Raw genomic sequence first — 13911 nt, 5'->3', positions numbered from 1 at the left:
AGACGGCTTTGCGTGTGCTCCGCTGAGCTTCTGATGCGGAAGCGCACGGGAACGATCCGTTTGCGCCCCGCTGTCAGATATCCAGCACCAGTTCCGAAGACAAGGCGCGTGAGCAGCACGGCGTGAACTGGTCGTTGGCCGCGCGTTCGTCGTCGGTGAGATATTGATCGCGATGGTCCGGCGTCCCCGAAACGACCGGCGTCAGGCAGGTGCCGCAAATACCCTGTTCGCAGGACACAGGTATGAAAACGCCGTGGGCTTCCAACGCCTTGACGACGCTTTGGCCCGGGGCGACCGACACTGTGATGCCGGACCTCGCCAGACGAACCCGAAAAGCCGGATCATCGGAATCCGCTAAGGGCTGAGCCGTAAAGGCTTCCTTGTGGAGCTGGGCTTGCGTCCATCCCTGTTGACGGGCCAGGTCCAGGACGGTCCGGATATAGCCGTCCGGCCCGCAGACATAGAGATGGGCGTCGGACGTGGGCGCCGCCAGCGCGTCGAGATAGTCAAGCCGCGCTGTTTCGCGGCCTTCCGTCAGTCGGACGCGGCCTTGCGAACGCAGGCTTGCCAGATCGTCGGCAAAGGCGGCTTCGGCGCGATTGCGGACGCAATAGTGAACCTCGAAGTCTGCGCCGGAGGCCGACAGATGACGTGCCATCGCCAGGATTGGCGTGATCCCGATGCCGCCGGCAAACAGCCTGTGCTGCTTCGCCGTTCCATGGAGCGGGAAAAGGTTTCGCGGTGCGCTCACCCGCAGTGGGTCACCGGTTTTCAGTCTGTCGTGCAGCCATTGCGATCCACCGCGAGAGTGCGGGTCCTTCAGCACCCCCAGGTGATAGGCCCGGGCCTCCCCCGGCAGGCCCGTCAGGGAATATTGCCGGATCAGGCCATTGGGAAGATGGACATCGATATGCGCGCCGGCGTCGAAAGGGGGCAGGGCGCTGCCATCGGCCGCGGCCAGGGTGATGCGGCGGATATTCGCGGTCGCCTGGAGGATCTGCGTAACGACGACCTCGATCACGGCAAGGTCTCCGCGCCCTGTTCGGTGCGGATCAGCCGTTCGATGATGCGGCGGGCGTGTACGCCGCCGGCATCGATGTTGAGTTTCAGCAGGTTGCGCCCCGGATTGGCGATGAGATTGGCCTGTTGACGCTCCAGCATCTCCATGTCTTCCGAGAAAATCTTGCCCTGGCCTTCGCAGATGCGCGCCGTCAGGCTGGCGTCATCGGGCCGGAAACGGCGCGCCATGCCCCAGAAGTACCAGTGCGAGGTCTCGCTTTCCGGGGTGATGAAATCGACGACGATACTGGCGGCCTTGACGTGATCGGGCGCGTCGTACCCGCCATGGCCGGCATGCGCGACCCCGACCTCGATCATGACATGGCTGGGCGGAGAAAAGCGGCAGACCTGCCAGCGGTCGACCGGCACGTCGTCGGCCAGGCCGTTTTCGCGCAGCGCCATGCGCCAGAAAGGCGGCGCCGGGATGTTGCTCATGTAGCGTTCAGTGATCGATTCGTCGCCGTCCAGGCGTGTCGCCACGGGGGCTTCGTCGATCTCTTTCTGGCCGATGCTGTCGGCATGGATATAGGTCTCGTGCGTCAGGTCCATCAGGTTGTCGATCATCAGCCGGAAGTCGCACTTGATGTGATACAGGCCGCCGCCATAGGCCCAGTCCGGGTTATCGCCCCAGACCAGGTCGGGAAGCTTTGCGACGTCCGCCTGGGCCGGATCACCCGGCCACACCCAGATGAAGCCGTAGCGTTCAACGGCCGGATAGGCCTTGATCGGCGGAAAACCGCGTACGCGCTGGCCCGGCATGCTTGCCGCCCGGCCATCACATCCCATGGCCAGGCCATGATAGCCGCACACCAGATGGCCGTTCGATACCTTGCCCAGCGAAAGGGGCGCGCCGCGGTGCGGGCAGAAATCTTCCAGCGCGACGGGTTGGTTGTCCGGGCCGCGGTAGAAGACCATGCGCTCACCACAGAGGGTGCGGCCCAGCGGTGCCCCTGCGACCTCGTCGCTGCGCGCCGCGACATACCAGGTGTTTTTCAGCCACGGCGTGGCATCCGTATCCGGCATCGTATCCTCCAAACTTATCATTATTGGATCCAATAAATGTCGAATTTGGTGTTTCGTCAACCTGATTCCGCTAAAATGGGTCTATATTGGAGCCAATTGTGGTTTGAGACGAACTCAGGCACGATGGTGCGGCAAGGAGATGCGGATGAGTAAGCCCGGTGCGCAGGTTCTGGTCACATTGAGACAAAAGATTGCCTCCGGCGAATTGCCGGGCGGCACGCGGCTGGCGGAAATCCCGACGGCGGAAGCGCTGGGCGTGTCGCGCATGCCGGTCCGGATGGCGCTGCGCGTCCTGGCGGAGGAAGGCTTGCTGGTGAAGGCCGGGGCCCGTGGCTATACGGTTCGCTCGGTGACGCTGGACGACATTATTGCCGCCGTCGAGGTCCGGGGCGTGCTGGAAGGGTTGGCGGCCTTGCGGGCGGCGGAGCGCGGATTGGATCCAGTGTCCGAGGCCACGTTTCGGGCTTGCCTGGCCGCCGGTGACGCCCTGTTTGCCAAGGGGTACCTGATCGAGACGGATATCGCGGCTTATGAAGACCTGAACATCCGCTTTCACGATACCCTGCTGGCCGTGGGGGGCAGCCAGGCCATCCGCGAGGCCCTGGCGCGTAACGACCATCTTCCGTTTGCCTCGGTAAAGGCCCTGGCGGTGGACAAACAGCAGCTGGCGCGTGAATTCCGCCGCCTGAACTATGCCCATATGCAGCACCACGCCGTCTACGACGCCCTCATGCGAGGGCAGGGGGCGCGGGCGGAAGCGATCATGCGTGAACACGCCAATGCCACCCTGGCCTATACCGACCTTATCGGTTCCGAACTTGCCTCGCGGTGATGCGGTCGGTTGGGGCGCCGCCATAATCTTCGGCTTGCGCAAGAATCCCGTTGCCAACGGCTATGGTTGTTATAAGTTATAACAATTATAATAGCGGGAATGCCGCTTCGGGAGGACGATGATGGAAGCCGTAACGCGTACGGGTACGATGCTTGCGCCAAAAATTTCACCGGTCAGGATGGCGTTCCTAATTCTGACCTGTGGCCTGATCATGGTCCTGGAAGGCTTCGATATCCAGGCCCTGGGCATCGCCGCGCCTATTCTTATGCCGTTGCTGAAACTGGATCCGGTCCAGTCGGGCCAGGTCTTTTCCGCCGCCCAAGCCGGGGTGGTTCTGGGCGCCTTGCTGGGCGGGGTGCTCAGCGATCTGTGGGGCCGGCGCAATGTCCTGCTGATGGCCGTGCTGGTCTTCGGCGCCTTCAACCTGTCTACGGTTTTCGCCCATGATTTCACCACCCTGCTGTGGGCGCGGGCCCTGACCGGCTTCGGCTTGGGCGCGGCCATGCCGAATGTCATCGGCCTGGCCGTGGAATATGCTTCGCCGAAAAACCGGGTCAAGGCGGTGACGGCCATCATGGCCGGTATGCCGGTCGGCGGCGCCTCGGCAGCCCTGTTTGCGCGGTTGTATTTCAAGGATCTGGGGTGGCAGTCGCTGTTCTATATCGGCGGCATTATTCCGATCGTCCTGACCCTGCTGATCCTGTTCCTGCCCAATGCCAAGACCGTCCGTGAAGCGGATAGCGGTCCCAAGACCGGCTTGCTGTCCGCCCTGTTCGGCGGCGGCCGTGCCCCCAGTACGCTATTGCTTTGGGTGGTGTTTTTCCTGACCTCCAGCGTGCTGTACATGATCCTCAACTGGTTGCCGAGCCTGATGACCCAGCGTGGCATGGACGTTCAGGTTGGCCAGATGGCGTCCCTGGTCTTCAACCTGGTCAGTATCGCCGGCACTCTGATCATGGGCGCGATCATCGACCGCTTTGGCTATAAATGGGCCATGCCGGTGGCCTATATGGGCTTCCTGGCCGGCATGTGCGGCATGGCCTTTACGGGCACGGCCGAGCCGCTGATGATCAGCGTCGGTATTACCGGCTTCTTCCTGTTGGGGGCGCAGTATTCCCTCAACGGTGTGTCACCCATGTATTATCCGAAGTCGGCGCGGGGTTTGGGGACGGGCACGGCCATTGCCTTCGGCCGGGTTGGGTCGATCACCGGGCCGCTGATGGCCGGCTATATCCTGAAGACTGGGATCGGACCGCTCCACGGCCCCGGCGGCGTCGCCATGGCCATGATCCCGCTGATCGTGGTCGCCGGACTGGCGGTCACCTTGCTGACGGCGAGCGCCCGGATACTGGAAGATTAGTCGGTATATTCGGACAAATCGAGAATACTGGAAATCTCGTAGTTATGCCACCAGCATCAGTGCGTCGAGGGCGATGGCGCCCTCGACGTAGACCACTACGGGGTTCAGGTCGATCTCGCGGATCGAGGGTTCCGAAAGCAGCAGGCGGCCGAGACGAGCGATGAGCGATGCGACGGCGGCGATGTCCAGCGGCGCCGAACCGCGGAAGCCGGTGAGGAGCGGGGCGCTCTTCAGTTTCAGCAGCTCGGCGGTGATTTCGGCTTCGCTCAGGTCGGGTGGCAGCAGGCGGACGTCGTGGAACAGCTCGGCCGTCACACCGCCGAGGCCGGCCAGGATGACCGGACCCCAGTCGGGATCGGTCTTGGCGCCGATGATCAGCTCCAGGCCACGGTCGCCCATCTTCTCGATCAGCACGCCGTCGAGGGTGAGATCGGGATTGTAGGCGGAGACATTGGCATAGAGCCTGGACCAGGCGTCGGCCAGGTGCGCGGCATCGCGGATGTTCAGCAACACGCCGCCGGCATCGCTCTTGTGGCTCAGTTCAGCCGATTGGGCTTTGAGGACCACAGGGTAGGGGAGGTCCGGGCAGGCATCCAGCGAGGCGACGAAGCGGCCTTCCGGGAAGGGGATGCCCAGGGGCGCCAGTATAGCCTTGGCGCGGTATTCGGGAATGACCCCGTGCAGGCCGTCAAGCCGCGCGGGCAGGGGCGCCGGCGCCGTGGCCGTTGCGGTTTTCAGGCCGGTCAGCCGCTTCAGCGCCCGGAAGGCGCGTTCGGTCGACGGGAAGCACGGCACGCCCTGGGCGCGCAGGTCGGCGATGAAGGCGGCCGGAATGTCGGCGCCTTCGTCGAGGCCGGCATAGATGACCGGCTTGGTCGGCTTCAGTTCGGTGACGGCGCGCAGGATCGGCGGGATCTTGATGCCGGTGGTGACTGGGTCGGTCTGGATCACGCCCATGACGATGGCGCCGAAGCGGTCGTCGTCGAACAGGGCGGCGAGGACGCGGTAATACAGGTCGGGCTCGACCAGGCCCTGGGCCGTCAGGTCCAGCGGGTTGCTGACGCCGACGAAGGGCGGCAGGGCGCCGCGAAGGGCCGGCGAGTCGTCGTCATGGAGGGCGGGCAGGGCGATGTCGAGGTCTTCGCACAGGTCCAGCGTTAGGGCCTTGAAGGCGCCGGACTCGCCGAAGACGGCCGTGCCGCCGGTCGGCAGGGCCGGACAGCGGATGGCGATTTCGGCGATGTCGGCCAGCTCTTCCAGGGTCTCGGCAAAGACCACGCCAGCGCGTTCCACATGGACCCGCATGACGGCGTAGTCGCCGGCCATGGCGCCGGTATGGGTGGCGGCGGAATCGCGGGCGGCGGCGCTTTTGCCAGGGTGGAGCAGGACGATCAGCTTGCCGGCGGCACGAGCTGCCCGGGCCGCAGCCAGGAAGCGTTGCGGCTTGCGGAACTGTTCGACGATCATGGCAATGACGCAGGTCGACGGATCGGCGACCAGGTAGTCGACATAGTCCTCGACGCCCGAGGCGGCTTCGTTGCCGGTCGAGACCGAGAACGAGAGGCCGAGGTCCCGTGCGGCAATCGTGGTGCCCAGCACGCAGGCCATGGCGCCGCTTTGCGAGACGATGCCGATGCCAGGGCGGTTGTTCAGCGGCGTGATATGGGTTTCGACGAAGGTCAGCGGAACGGAGTCGATGAAGTTGACCATGCCCAGGCAGTTGGGGCCTTCGACGATCATGCCTGACGATTTGGCCAGGTCGGCGATTTCCCGTTGTTCCGCCAGGCCCTCGGCGCCACCTTCTGCAAAGCCGGCCGAGAAGATGACGGCGGCGCCGGCTTTGTGGTTGGCGAGGTCGCGGATAGCCGGCAGGACGCCGGCGCGCGGGATCGCCAGGACGGCGGCATCGATGTTTTCCGGCAGGTCCTGGATTGAGGGATAACAGCGACGGCCGTTGATCTCTTCGCGTTTCGGGTTGACCAGGTAGATGTCGCCGTCGAAGCCGTTACGGATCAGGTTGTTGAGCACCGACGCACCGAGGGCTCCTGGCTTATCCGAGGCGCCGATGATGGCGACCGAGCGCGGACGCAGCAGGCGGTTGAGGTTGGAGGTCGTCGTCATGTGGCTGTCGGCGGTCATCGGATTGTCTTTATAGCTGGAAATGGGGGAGGGCGGGGAAGAAAGAGGACCCCTTCCACCTTCGCCAAGGCTTCGGTGGACAAGCCGGCCGCATTCGTAGGAGAAGGAAGGAGAAAGATACCCCTCCACCGCTTCGCGGTCCCCCTCCCCACTTCGTGGAGAGGAGAAGAGGCGCTCGTGCTGCCTTTCTCGTCCTACCCCGCTCCCCCGGCGGCAGCCAAAACAGGGGAGGGAGAAGTCTGACGCGTCAGCGTCAGGCCTTTTTGGATTTGTCGTAGGCACCAAGACCGGGCTTGTAGGTCTTGTCGTCGATGAACTGCTTGATGCCTTCCTTGCGGCCTTCGTTGTCGTAGCTGTTGGCCGCCTCCTGGGCGCGGATCAGGTAATCCTCCGCCTCATCGTAGGCCATGACACCGACACGGCGGACCGCGTCCTTTGTGGCTTTCAGGGCGACCGGATTCTTGCCCAGCAGGACCTTGGCGACTTCGGTGACGCGGGCCTGCAGATCGGCCAGGGGCAGGGCTTCGTTGACCAGGCCCCAGTCGGCGGCCGTCTTGCCGTCGATATTCTCGCCCATCATTGCGTGGTACATGGCCTTGCGGAAGGGCAGGAGTTCGACGGCGACCTTCGTCGCGCCGCCGCCCGGCAGGATGCCCCAGTTGATCTCCGACAGGCCGAATTGCGCTTCTTCGGCGGCAAAGGCCAGGTCGCAGCCGAACAGCGGACCATAGCCGCCGCCGAAGCACCAGCCATTGATCATGGCGATGGTCGGCTTCTGGTACCAGCGCAGGCGCCGCCACCAGCCATAGGCTTCGCGTTGGGCGGCACGGGTCGCGCCCAGGCCCTTGGCTTCGTTCTCGCGGAAATATTCCTTGAGGTCCATGCCGGCGGACCAGGCGGTGCCTTCTCCGGTCAGGACCAGGACGCCGACATCGTCGCGGTATTCCAGTTCGTCCAGCACCCGCAGCATCTGGCGGTTCAGCTTGGGCGACATGCAGTTGCGCTTTTCCGGGCGGTTGAATTTGACCCAGGCGATGCCGTCGATGACGTCATAGGCAACGGTGTCTTCTTCGGCGCGGTCGATCTTGGGGGAGGTTTCGTTCATGCGTGTACCAGGGGAGGAGGAAATTTGCGTAAATTCGGTCGCTGCGATGTTGGGGCTTCGACCTGAGTATCGAAAGGTGGGTTAAGTCAGAAAGATACCCCTCCACCCCTTCGGGGTCCCCCTCCCCACTTCGTAGGGAGGAGGGAGCGCGTTGAGCCGTCTGAGGAGCGCGCCTTCCTTTGGAGATGGATAGGGTTCCTTTAAATCGGGAAGTGGCCCGGCTGGGTTTCGATGGTGATCCAGCGCAGGTCGGTGAATTCGTTGATGCCGGCCTTGCCGCCGAAACGGCCGTAACCGGAGTCCTTGACGCCGCCGAACGGCATCTGGGCTTCGTCGTGCACGGTGGCGCCATTGATGTGGCACATGCCCGACTGGATGCGTGAAGCGACATTGAGCGCCTCGGCGATGTTGGTGGTGAAGACCGCCGCCGTCAGGCCGTATTCCGTGTCATTGGCGATGCGAACCGCGTCGTCGGTGTCCTTCGCCCGGACGATCGACACCACGGGGCCGAAGCTTTCCTCGGCATAGATGCGCATGTCCGGCGTCACACCGTCCAGGACGGACGCCGGGATCAGCACGCCTTCGCCTTCGCCGCCGGCGATCAGCTTCGCGCCCTTGGCAATGGCATCGCGCATCAGGTCGCGAACCTTGTCACCCGACTTGACGTCGACCACGGCGCCGAGCGGCGCCTTGCCTTCCAAAGGATCGCCGGCCGGCATGGTCGCAGCCTTGGCGGCGAATTTGGTGACAAAGGCGTCATAGACGGCGTCGACCACGATGATCCGCTCGGTCGACATGCAGATCTGCCCCTGGTTCATGAAGGCGCCGAACGCTGCCGCCTTGACGGCTTCGTCGAGGTCGGCGTCCTTGAGCACCAGCAGCGGCGCCTTGCCGCCCAGTTCCAGCAGGGCCGGCTTGAGCTGCGCCGCGGCGCGGGCGGCGATGATCTTGCCGACATGGGTCGAGCCGGTGAAGTTGATCCGCTTGACCGCCGGATGGTCGATCAGGGCGCCGACGACATCGGGGGCATCCTCAGGAGCGTTGGTGACCAGGGAGACGATGCCTTCAGGGGCTCCAGCGCGTGAAAAGGCTTCGGCGATCAGCCAGTGGGTGCGCGGGCAGGCCTCGGCGGCCTTCAGCACGACGGTGTTGCCGCAGGCCAGTGGGGTGGCGATGGCGCGCACACCCAGAATGACCGGGGCGTTCCACGGCGCGATCCCCAGCACGACGCCGGCGGCTTGACGGACGGCCAGGGCGACGCAGCCGGGTTTGTCGGAGGGGATAGTCTCGCCGGCGACCAGGGTAGTCAGCGAGGCGGCTTCGCGCATCATATTGGCGGCCAGCATGCAGTTGAAGCCGGCCCAGGCCTGGGTCGATCCGGTTTCGGCCTTCATGGCGGCGATGAAGTCGGGCGCCATGGCCGAAATCTGGTCGGCGACCTTGAGCAGGACGGCGCGACGGGCATTGGGGCCCAGGGCCGACCAGGCCGGGAAGGCGGCGGCGGCGGCATCGGCGGCCTTGACCGCGTCGGCCACGGAAGCGGCGGCCGCCGTGGTGGCCACCTGGCCGGAAATGGGGTTGAGCCGTGTGAAGGTGCGCCCGCCTTCGGCCTTGACCGGTTTGGAGGCGATGATCAGATCCAGTTCGGCGGCGGTTACGGTGTCCAGCATGGTGATGACTCCCTGTCGCGGCGGGTTTTTTGACGCCTCATGTTTTTCCAAAACGTGGCATCCACGTTTGGGCATGAGGCTTGGCGCCGCGTGTTAAATGATTATGTAACATACCTATTATGGGGCGTCATTATTTATTTTGTCGCCTGTCGTAAAAAACGCGGCTAGAAACGGTAGCTTCAAACCCGGAGAACGCGTTGAAAAAGAAGACATCTGCCGCTGTTGACATCGATCCCGCTGAACTGCTGGAGAGTCAGATCGGGTTTCAACTGCGTCTGGCGCAACTGGCGGTGTTCGGTGAGATTATCGACCGGATGCGGGAGATCGGTCTGCGTCCGGTCGATCTGTCGGTGCTGATGCTGATCGAGGCAGAGCCGGGCCTGCGCCAGCACGTCATCGGCGACCGGCTGAAGATTCAGCGGCCGAACGTGGTGGCGTTGATCGATGCGCTGGAAGGACGCGGCCTGGTCGGGCGCGAGGTGGACAAGAAGGACCGCCGCGCCAATCAGCTGGCGCTGACGAAATCGGGCGTGACCTTGCTGGCTCAGGCCAAGGCCATCCAACGCCAGCACCTGGAGCGGATGCACCGGATTCTGCAGGGGGTCGATATCGACAACTTCATGAAGGGCCTGCGGCAACTGGCAGCCATGCCTGCCAGGGAAGCGGAATAGGGCTTGGGGGTAACCCGGCTGCCCAGCCTTGCTTTTCCAGCATGATCAGGACCTTCCCCCGCACAGCGCAGACGGTTCGGCGATGAGGACCATGCGCCATAACATCAGACAAGGCCTTTGCCGGTGATCTTGAGCGCCAAACCGAAGTCGTGGCTGGCGTTGGATGGGACGGTGACGTGCAACCCGGCGGCGTCCTGGCGGAAGGTGAGGGGCGACGCGGCGCCGACCACCTCGACCCGTCGCACCGACCCAGCTTTACGGCCCAACGCAGCGATGCTGAGCGTGTCGCCAGGCCGGCCCAGGACCAGGGCGTAGAGCGCGCCGGCCTTGGTGGTGAAGCGGATATCGGCGGCGGTGAACGGCTTCTGCTTGCCTTCGCTGAACATGCCGGCCTCGACCATGGTCGGACCTTCGCCGTAGACGCGCCAAGGCCGGGTGCCATAGATGGCGTCGCCAAAGCGCTGCATCCAGCCGCCGATTTCGCCGACGATGCGGCGTTCCTCGCTGTCGATCGTGCCGTCGCCGCGCACCGGGATCGACAGCAGCAGGTTGCCGTTCTTTGACACGATGTCGCACAGCCGGTGGATGACCGCATCGGCGCCGAGATAGCCCTTCCGGTCGAAGACGCTGCGGTTGTAGTGCCAGTCGCCGATACAGGTGTCGGTTTGCCACGGATGCGGCTCGATGTCCTGGCGCAGGCCGCGTTCGACGTCCTCGATCACCGCCATGCGGCGCTCGGCCGGCAGGTGCTTGGTGTTGATGACCGCCTGCAGGCTGCCGTGCCAGGCGATCGAGGCATTGTAGATATGGGCGGCGATGTCGAGCCCGGCCTGGCCCAGTGGCAGGTCAAAATTATCGAAATAGATCAGGTCGGGTTTGTAGGTGTCGACCAGGTCCTTGCAGCGGAGGAACCATTGCCGGACAAAGGCCGGGTTTTGCAGCGGCGGCTTTTCGTCCCACACCCGGTCATTGGCCTCGTGCCAGTCCGTCGCCGCCTTGGTCGTGGTCAGGCCGTCGGGCAGGGGCATCACCGCACCGCCGTACAGTGCCTGCGGATCGAGCCCGTCCCACCATTTTCCGGCGCCGTCATACTTGGTCAGTTTAAAGGCGTCGTAGCGTTCGCCGGCGCGCGGACCTTCCGGGTCGTAGCCATAGGCGGTCTGGAACCAGTGCCAGGCGTGGGCGGAGTGGTTGGAGACCCCGAACTTCAGGCCGCGCGCCCGCGCCGCCTTGGCCCACAGGCCGATCAGGTCCTTCTTCGGCCCGACCCGTACCGAGTTCCAGTCGTGGAATTTGGAATTATAGGCGTCGAAATTGTCGTGGTGGTTGGCCATGGCGACGAAATATTTCGCCCCGGCGCCGGCATAGAGGTCGAGCAGTTCGTCCGGGTTCCAATTGGCCGCCGTCCAGCGCGGGTACATCTCCATGAAGCCGTTGTCGGCGGGGTGGCCATAGGTCTTCACGTGGTGATCGTACTGGCGATTTCCCTGGACATACATGTGGCGGGCATACCAGTCGCCGGCCTCGGGCACGCATTGGGCGCCCCAGTGCGCCCACAGGCCGAACTTGGCGTCGCGGAACCAGTCGGGCGGTTTATAACCCTCGATCAGCGACTCCCAGGACGGTTTGAAAGGACCGGCCGCGATTTCGGCCAGGCCGGGCGCGGCCTGCGCCGTGCCCGAGACTTTTACAGCCGCACCGAGGCCGGCGGCCCCTTGCAGAAGGGCGCGTTTGGTAAGTTTCATGAGTGAAAAGCTCCGGTCGTTTCTGCGGCGTTGAGTTCAAGTATGAAATCAACTGCCTTATATGAAAACTGTAACCGGATCAGCGGCGCTTGGCAAGGCCGTGCACATCACCACGAGGCCGCATGCAACGGAAGAATCGGATGCGTGCCATCCCGGTTGAATGTTTTACGTCTCGGTGACAAACACACGACCGGAGTGTCGAAGGTCTTGCCTCATCTTGCCGTGCGTTCCACGCCGCCCAGGCCGACCGAAATCGCCGTCGCGGTTTCCGCCAGGAAGCCCCGTGCCGCTTCGGCGTCCACCGTCTGCGACCCGTCGATCAGCTTCAGGAACGGCACGGTCAGGGCCGCTACCACATGGCCGTCGAAGCCGAATATGGGATAGCTGATATCCGTCACGCCCAGGGTCCGGGCGCTTTTCATCATCTCATAACCGCGGCCGCGCACCTTGCGCAGCTTCGTTCCCAGGTCGTCGTCGCCCAATTCACCCGGCGCGAACGCCAGCAGGACATGGCCGGAACAGCTGGTCTCCAGCGATATCGAGGCGCCAATTCGGACAGCAAACCCCGTAGGGCCGGGATTTTCCTGGCGCAGGACCACCAGACCGCGATCGTCATTGCGTACGACCAGATGACACGCCTGGTCGGTCTGGTTGGCGAGATCACGCATCAAGGGCGCCGCGACAAAGGCCAATTCCTCCGCCGGCGTAGCGCGGAAAGCCAGTTCCAGCACCTTCGGCGTCACGCTGTAACGATCGCCGGGCGCTTTACGCAGCCAGGCACGGCGTTCCATCACCATGATGACTCTGAAAATCTCGCTCATCGACAGGCCCAGCCCGTTGGCGATCTCGCTGACCGTCAGGCCGTGCGGCGACTGCGCCAGCAATTCGATGACGTTGAAGCCTTTTTCAAGAGCGGGAGCGGTATAGGAGGCGAGGCGCGAAGTCTCGGCTTCGGGTGATTTGGGTGGGTTTGCCATGTCCTTTGCCTAAGCGCTTTGCGCCGCTTTGACAAGATGACCGCGGGGGAGCGTTATCAGGGCAAAAGTTGGTGACGAAACACCAGGAAGGCGGCGCCCAGGGCCGAGGCGTCGGGACCGGTCGTCGAGGGCCGGTAGAAGGTGATCGGCGTGTGGGTCTCGCAGGCCTGAAGGACTTCGTTCAACCGGTCGCACAGGCGCTCGACCAGAAACGCCGGCAATTGCCCGCCGATATAGCTGATCTGTGGGCTCAGCACGTAGTTGATGGTCAGGGCCGGGATTTTCATGTGCTGCACCGCCGCGGCCAGCCAGCGTTCCAATGCCGGCGCCTGAATGGCCGATCCGGCGTCCAGTTGATCCGGGCTGTCGACGGTGATGCCGTCGCGCGCCAGTTCGCGGTAAAGGGCGTGCAGCGACACGGCGTCCCACAGGATCTTCTGCTGCGGTGACGGCTGGGCCAGGGGGATGTTGCCGATTTCGCCGGCGTGGTTCAGCCCGCCAGTATAGGGTTCGTCATTGATGATGATGCCGCAGCCAAGGCCGAGGCTGACCAGCATGTAGGTAAAGCTGCGGTGGCGTTCGCCCTGGCCCAGCTGGTGCTCGCCGATGGCGGCGGCGGTGGCGTCGTTCTGGCTGTAGACCGGAAGCTTCAGACTGGTGGAGAGCAGGGTGGTCAGGTCGGCCTTGGTCCAGGCGTCCAGGGCTTCGGGACGGGACTCGGCGACCAGGACGCCCAGGCCGTCGGGAATGGCGATGCCCAGACCGATCAGACGGCTGCGCGGCACGATTTCTTCGGCGAACAGGTGGTTCATCTCGTCCTGCACGAAGGCCAGGATATCGGCCGGCATGGGGAAGCTGATATTGCGGTAGACGCGGTGGGTAATCTGGCCGGCCAGGTTCATGACCAGCAGGGTGACGTGTTCGCGGTCGACGTTCAGCCCCAGGGCGTAGGCCCCGTCGGGATTGAGGGCATAGAGGCTGGCGGGTTGACCGCGCTTGCCGGTGATCTTGCTGTCCTCGATCACCAGCTTGTCGTCGAGCAGCCGTTTGGTGATGTTGATGGCGCCTTGGTGGCTTAAGCCCGTTGCCGTGGCGATATCGCCGGTGGTGATGGTGCCGCGGTCGCGCACGGTCTGCAGGACCACGCGCTGGTTATAGTCGCCGGCGCGGGCGGGGTTGCTGCCGACCAGCTGTTTGATGGGGGAGGAACGCGCGCGGCTGGACATGGGGTGAGGGCAGGGGGGGACGGAATCGTATAATCTGCATGACACGCAAACCGCGCAGAAACAAGCACGTGGGGTGCGGAGGTCACCGTAGAATCCCCTCTCCC

Annotated in this window: 11 protein-coding genes; 3 read left to right on the top strand and 8 right to left on the bottom strand. The window is 64.0% G+C overall.

All coding sequences use genetic code 11. The annotated features are described in order from the left end of the window. Positions 1–73 precede the first annotated feature (73 nt). Complete coding sequence (locus ABAC460_RS37630) at positions 74–1021, bottom strand: PDR/VanB family oxidoreductase (protein WP_023453885.1); 948 nt, start codon at positions 1019–1021, stop codon at positions 74–76. Beyond that, positions 1018–2082, bottom strand: coding sequence for an aromatic ring-hydroxylating oxygenase subunit alpha (locus tag ABAC460_RS37625; RefSeq protein ID WP_023453884.1), 1065 nt, complete (start codon positions 2080–2082; stop codon positions 1018–1020). The genes ABAC460_RS37630 and ABAC460_RS37625 overlap by 4 nt, the downstream gene beginning before the upstream one ends. Before the next feature lie 145 nt (positions 2083–2227). Here ABAC460_RS37625 and ABAC460_RS37620 point away from each other — a divergent pair, with 145 nt between their 5' ends. Next, positions 2228–2914 (top strand): GntR family transcriptional regulator, encoded by a 687-nt coding sequence (locus ABAC460_RS37620; protein WP_023453883.1) that lies wholly within the window; start codon positions 2228–2230, stop codon positions 2912–2914. Between the two features lie 178 nt (positions 2915–3092). After that, positions 3093–4274, top strand: a complete 1182-nt coding sequence (locus ABAC460_RS37615) for an MFS transporter (RefSeq protein WP_023453882.1) — start codon at positions 3093–3095, stop codon at positions 4272–4274. A gap of 42 nt (positions 4275–4316) precedes the next feature. Here the strand turns inward: ABAC460_RS37615 and ABAC460_RS37610 are convergent, their stop codons facing one another. The 3 genes from ABAC460_RS37610 to ABAC460_RS37600 all read right to left on the bottom strand — a co-directional run bounded on the left by ABAC460_RS37610 (position 4317) and on the right by ABAC460_RS37600 (position 9188). Continuing rightward, positions 4317–6413 (bottom strand): acetate--CoA ligase family protein, encoded by a 2097-nt coding sequence (locus ABAC460_RS37610; protein ID WP_023453881.1) that lies wholly within the window; start codon positions 6411–6413, stop codon positions 4317–4319. A gap of 253 nt (positions 6414–6666) precedes the next feature. Continuing rightward, complete coding sequence (locus ABAC460_RS37605) at positions 6667–7518, bottom strand: p-hydroxycinnamoyl CoA hydratase/lyase (protein ID WP_023453880.1); 852 nt, start codon at positions 7516–7518, stop codon at positions 6667–6669. Between the two features lie 200 nt (positions 7519–7718). Then, positions 7719–9188, bottom strand: a complete 1470-nt coding sequence (locus tag ABAC460_RS37600) for an aldehyde dehydrogenase (RefSeq protein WP_023453879.1) — start codon at positions 9186–9188, stop codon at positions 7719–7721. A gap of 197 nt (positions 9189–9385) precedes the next feature. On the opposite strand from ABAC460_RS37600, the gene ABAC460_RS37595 reads away from it, so the two are divergent. Further along, positions 9386–9859, top strand: a complete 474-nt coding sequence (locus ABAC460_RS37595; RefSeq protein WP_023453878.1) for a MarR family winged helix-turn-helix transcriptional regulator — start codon at positions 9386–9388, stop codon at positions 9857–9859. A 104-nt stretch (positions 9860–9963) separates the two neighbouring features. On the opposite strand, the gene ABAC460_RS37590 is transcribed toward ABAC460_RS37595, so the two are convergent. The 3 genes from ABAC460_RS37590 to ABAC460_RS37580 form a co-directional block, all read right to left on the bottom strand. Then, the gene (locus ABAC460_RS37590; RefSeq protein ID WP_023453877.1) at positions 9964–11604 is read right to left on the bottom strand and encodes an alpha-L-fucosidase; all 1641 of its coding nucleotides are present in this window, start codon (positions 11602–11604) and stop codon (positions 9964–9966) included. A gap of 212 nt (positions 11605–11816) precedes the next feature. Further along, positions 11817–12581 carry an IclR family transcriptional regulator gene (locus ABAC460_RS37585; RefSeq protein ID WP_023453876.1) on the bottom strand — a complete coding sequence of 255 codons (765 nt, stop codon included), beginning with the start codon at positions 12579–12581 and terminating at the stop codon, positions 11817–11819. 56 nt (positions 12582–12637) lie between these two features. Then, positions 12638–13807, bottom strand: a complete 1170-nt coding sequence (locus ABAC460_RS37580; protein WP_023453875.1) for an ROK family protein — start codon at positions 13805–13807, stop codon at positions 12638–12640. Positions 13808–13911 lie beyond the last annotated feature (104 nt).

The sequence above is a fragment of the Asticcacaulis sp. AC460 genome, assembly GCF_000495795.1.
GTDB lineage: Bacteria > Pseudomonadota > Alphaproteobacteria > Caulobacterales > Caulobacteraceae > Asticcacaulis.
The sequence above is the reverse complement of the archived record's forward strand: the minus strand, read 5'-3'. Positions and strand labels throughout refer to the sequence as shown.

Excerpts from the sequence above, each read along its gene's own strand:
- ABAC460_RS37625 (WP_023453884.1), bottom strand. The coding sequence starts at position 2,082 with ATGCCGGATACGGATGCCACGCCGTGGCTGAAAAACACCTGGTATGTC.
- ABAC460_RS37620 (WP_023453883.1), top strand. The coding sequence starts at position 2,228 with ATGAGTAAGCCCGGTGCGCAGGTTCTGGTCACATTGAGACAAAAGATT.
- ABAC460_RS37615 (WP_023453882.1), top strand. The coding sequence starts at position 3,093 with ATGGCGTTCCTAATTCTGACCTGTGGCCTGATCATGGTCCTGGAAGGC.
- ABAC460_RS37610 (WP_023453881.1), bottom strand. The coding sequence starts at position 6,413 with ATGACCGCCGACAGCCACATGACGACGACCTCCAACCTCAACCGCCTG.
- ABAC460_RS37605 (WP_023453880.1), bottom strand. The coding sequence starts at position 7,518 with ATGAACGAAACCTCCCCCAAGATCGACCGCGCCGAAGAAGACACCGTT.
- ABAC460_RS37600 (WP_023453879.1), bottom strand. The coding sequence starts at position 9,188 with ATGCTGGACACCGTAACCGCCGCCGAACTGGATCTGATCATCGCCTCC.
- ABAC460_RS37590 (WP_023453877.1), bottom strand. The coding sequence starts at position 11,604 with ATGAAACTTACCAAACGCGCCCTTCTGCAAGGGGCCGCCGGCCTCGGT.
- ABAC460_RS37585 (WP_023453876.1), bottom strand. The coding sequence starts at position 12,581 with ATGGCAAACCCACCCAAATCACCCGAAGCCGAGACTTCGCGCCTCGCC.
- ABAC460_RS37580 (WP_023453875.1), bottom strand. The coding sequence starts at position 13,807 with ATGTCCAGCCGCGCGCGTTCCTCCCCCATCAAACAGCTGGTCGGCAGC.